We start from the raw sequence: 3,255 nt of genomic DNA, 5'->3' as shown, positions 1-3,255 counted from the left end.
CCCCCCCCCCCCCCCCCCCCCCCCCCCCCCCCCCCCCCCCCCCCCCCCCCCCTTTTAGATGTGTATAAGAGACAGGCACCGGGCAGGTCCTCCTCGTCGTCAACATCATCCACGTTGACCGGATTCCGAGCCATCACCTCATCGCGCATCTTCCGAGCAATCTGGGTGAAGGTGTCCTCCTCCGCGCCGAGAGTCTCGTAGCGCGGACCGAACAACCAAGTGTTGCTCTCGATAACCTTCTGAAGGTCGGGCGTCTCAAGGACTTCTCGGTAGTGCACGTTCATCACGTGCCGCAGCTGCTCCACAGCCATGGCCCGTCGTTGCAGTACTTCGATGCTCGCAACGATGTTCTCGAACGTCGCGTTCTTGAGCTGGTTCGCGAGGTTTTGAACCGACTTCGCATCGAGGTCAAGCGCACCCTCGAGCACGTCGAACAGAGCGTCGTTCTCATTGGAGACCGCAAGTCGGTCAAGGAGTCGAATGATGAGCTTCGCCTGCTTCTTGCTGGCGGTTTGAAAGACGCGCGGCTCGGCAATGTAGATGTTCCGCACCAAATCGCGAGTGTGCTGGTGTCGCCATGCTTTTTCCGCCTCATCAAGCCCTACGTAGGCCGGGAAGTAGCCTTCATCCTCGTAGCCCTGCACAACCTCCTCAGCCTGTAAGCGAAGGAACTCGTCGTAGATGGACTGACCAAGCCGGTCCAACTGAGTCCTGAACTTTTTCCAGACTGGGGACGCCGGCGTATGCGCTTCAGGATTGAACAGGTCCTGTTCTTGCGAGAAGGTGTCAGCCCAAGATGACTTCACGCAGACGCTGGTGAAGAAGTTAGGTTTTTGGTTGAGCGTGCTCAGCACCTTGAAGACCAGCTCCCCGCTGGAGTTCAGCAGGTAGAGATATGACTTTTCCGATGTTGGACGTTGCTCCCACCGGATGACCTGGGCTTCGAAGACTTCGTTGTCTGCAGAAATGGCCTGCACGAATTCCTCGTGTCTCGGCACCTCCACAGCTTCGCCATTCAGGAACAACCGTTTCGCTTTGTGCACGGCGAGGTACCAGCCGAACTCAACGGCAAACATCTCCCGGAGCTTGTCCTTTGTCGGCAGGACACCGGTGAAGTGAGTGAGTTCTACCAGCGTGCCGTGGCCGTGGGACAGCACCTCTTGCTTCTGGTCAGCTTCCTCGATGAGCCAAGCCTCAAAGTCTTTGATAGTTGGCTCGGCGACCTCAATTACCGCGTCGACATTTTTGAACTTGGTGAACCACGTGGCGTTGCGGCATAGCTTATGGAAGGCAAGACGACCGCGACCGTGCTGCCCCTTAAGCGATAAGTTTGCCTTCTTCGAGGAGTCGTTGAAGTTGCCAAAGGTGTCGTCCAGAGTGGCGAATTCGATACCGTCACCGTTGTCCAGAACGACGACCCGTTCCACGCCGTGCAGCTCGTTCTCAACCACATTGACGGTAACTAAGCTCGCGCCGGCATCGAATCCATTCCAGACCAGCTCGAAGAGGGGCTGCCAGAGCTCGTCGTTCCCGAAGTGCTTCTTGATGCCCGAATTGCCGATAGCTGCACTTCCCTTGAAACCATTCTTCTTCGCCATGCGACGCCCCTTCTTTTGGGCAATGATTTTGCACTGCCGACTGCGCCACATGGTCCATCTCCGACCATTAGAACTGGAGATGTCTGATGACATATCTTGCACCATGTGCCCCGACCTTGGCCTCGTGCTTGTTCACTGCAACGGAGCGGCTTCGCGCCTACGCTCGCCTTTTCGCTAAGACTTTTGAGAACGACCGCAGAATTTGCGTATGTGGCATGTTGGGCGCCGAGACCGACGCTCTCCCCGAGGGCATCCGGGCCGAGGTGGGGAAGTCCTTCAAGCTCAGCGCTGCTTGGCTCGAAAGCGTAATTGCGCAGGGGCAGGGCGCTGGCGAGCTGCGGCCTGAGCAGCCTGCTTCGAACTTGAGCGCCTTGTGGCTAGGCGCTCTTGAAGGCTCGATGCTTGTCGGCCGTGGCCTTGGCGGCTATCAGAGCCCCGACGCGATTGCTGAGACGCTCATGGCCAGTTGGAAAAAGTAAAGCTCCCAAAGACCCCGTTTGCTCGGCTGCACGTACGGTCCGTCGTGCGTTCCTGCCACCATGTATTGGTTGCAAGTTTGGGCTCTCAGGAAGTCTTCGTCAGCCCTCCGTAAGCTCGATAATCAGCTATCGGGCCCTTGAGGTGGCTCACCAACAAACCGAGTATGCCGATGAATTTGAAAGAGTTGCTCGCAGCCAAGGCTGCGCTGGATGCTGAAATTGCCGCAGCGAGAAAGACGGAATCCACGGAAGCGCTGCGACGTGTCCACCAGCTCGTGAACGAGTTTGGCTTCACATCCCAGCAAGTTTTCCCCCTCGTAGGCCTCAAGGCGAAAAACAAGGGTGAGGCGAAGTACCGCAATCCAGAGACCGGTGCGACATGGACAGGCCGAGGCAAGCCACCAGCTTGGATTCTCGATAAGAACCGCGACGATTTCTTGATTGCTCAGCCAGAACCCGAAGCCGGCGACCGGGCCCCATACCTTGCTGAAATGGCTGCAGCTGCGGGTCGCAACCAAGCTTCACGCTGAAGCCACGCGGCGTGCGGCACTCGTAAGCGCCACCCGCGGACACGACCACTGGAGCAAATACCACTCGTCAGTGGTCATCTGGTGCCTGAGAACAGGTCCTGGTGGGCCATTCGCCGCGTTATGGCCCTCCCAACACCCTCAACACGGAGGGGACCTGCTCAGGTCGAAAGCCTTGCCCGAGTTCACACAGGAACAACCGCCCGGCAGCGTCATGCCTTGAGCCAATCAGTCCAGTTCCACTCTCGACATCGTCGAGAATTCCATAGTTCTTGGGCTGGCCATGCACCTCCATCCAAGCATCGATTGCTTGAAGTCTCGTTTGTCCCACGGTCTGCGGTGCCTCCCCGAACGGGTGAAGTTGCTCTGCCAGAAGCGCCGCATCTGTGCGCTGGAACAGTTGTCGGGCCGAGGCAAGGTCGAGAAACCGCAGCCATGTCGTCGTAAGCACGATGGCGGGCTTGGCTTGTGCCACGACTAAGAGCAGGGCTGCCAGAGCAGGTGGGTGCCATAGGTGACGATGAAGGTCTGCCGGCTGTGGACGCAGCAGCAGATGGCGTCCACCGTATGGCGTTCCCCTGTCTCTTATACACATCTAAAAGGGGGGGGGGGGGGGGGGGGGGGGGGGGGGGGGGGGGGGGGGGGGGGGGG

Annotated in this window: 4 protein-coding genes; 2 read left to right on the top strand and 2 right to left on the bottom strand. The window is 58.8% G+C overall.

The window, feature by feature from the left end:
* On the bottom strand, positions 1-1,598 hold a 1,598-nt coding region (locus tag JHD82_RS28685; protein ID WP_199140271.1), incomplete at its 3' end, for an ATP-binding protein.
* 128 nt (positions 1,599-1,726) lie between these two features.
* Here JHD82_RS28685 and JHD82_RS28680 point away from each other — a divergent pair.
* Positions 1,727-2,077, top strand: a complete 351-nt coding sequence (locus JHD82_RS28680; RefSeq protein WP_199140269.1) for a TetR family transcriptional regulator C-terminal domain-containing protein — start codon at positions 1,727-1,729, stop codon at positions 2,075-2,077.
* 164 nt (positions 2,078-2,241) lie between these two features.
* Positions 2,242-2,607 carry an H-NS family nucleoid-associated regulatory protein gene (locus tag JHD82_RS28675; RefSeq protein WP_199140267.1) on the top strand — a complete coding sequence of 122 codons (366 nt, stop codon included), beginning with the start codon at positions 2,242-2,244 and terminating at the stop codon, positions 2,605-2,607.
* Between the two features lie 118 nt (positions 2,608-2,725).
* Here JHD82_RS28675 and JHD82_RS30535 read toward each other — a convergent pair whose 3' ends face one another.
* Positions 2,726-3,199: an HAD domain-containing protein gene (locus JHD82_RS30535; protein WP_374191675.1), complete on the bottom strand. Its 474-nt coding sequence runs from the start codon at positions 3,197-3,199 to the stop codon at positions 2,726-2,728.
* Positions 3,200-3,255 lie beyond the last annotated feature (56 nt).

Origin of the sequence: Delftia sp. ASV31, assembly GCF_016428765.1 — a bacterium.
GTDB classification, from domain to species: domain Bacteria; phylum Pseudomonadota; class Gammaproteobacteria; order Burkholderiales; family Burkholderiaceae_C; genus Comamonas; species Comamonas acidovorans.
This window is presented reverse-complemented; position numbering and strand designations above follow the sequence as displayed.

Excerpts from the sequence above, each read along its gene's own strand:
- JHD82_RS28675 (WP_199140267.1), top strand. The coding sequence starts at position 2,242 with ATGCCGATGAATTTGAAAGAGTTGCTCGCAGCCAAGGCTGCGCTGGAT.
- JHD82_RS30535 (WP_374191675.1), bottom strand. The coding sequence starts at position 3,199 with ATGTGTATAAGAGACAGGGGAACGCCATACGGTGGACGCCATCTGCTG.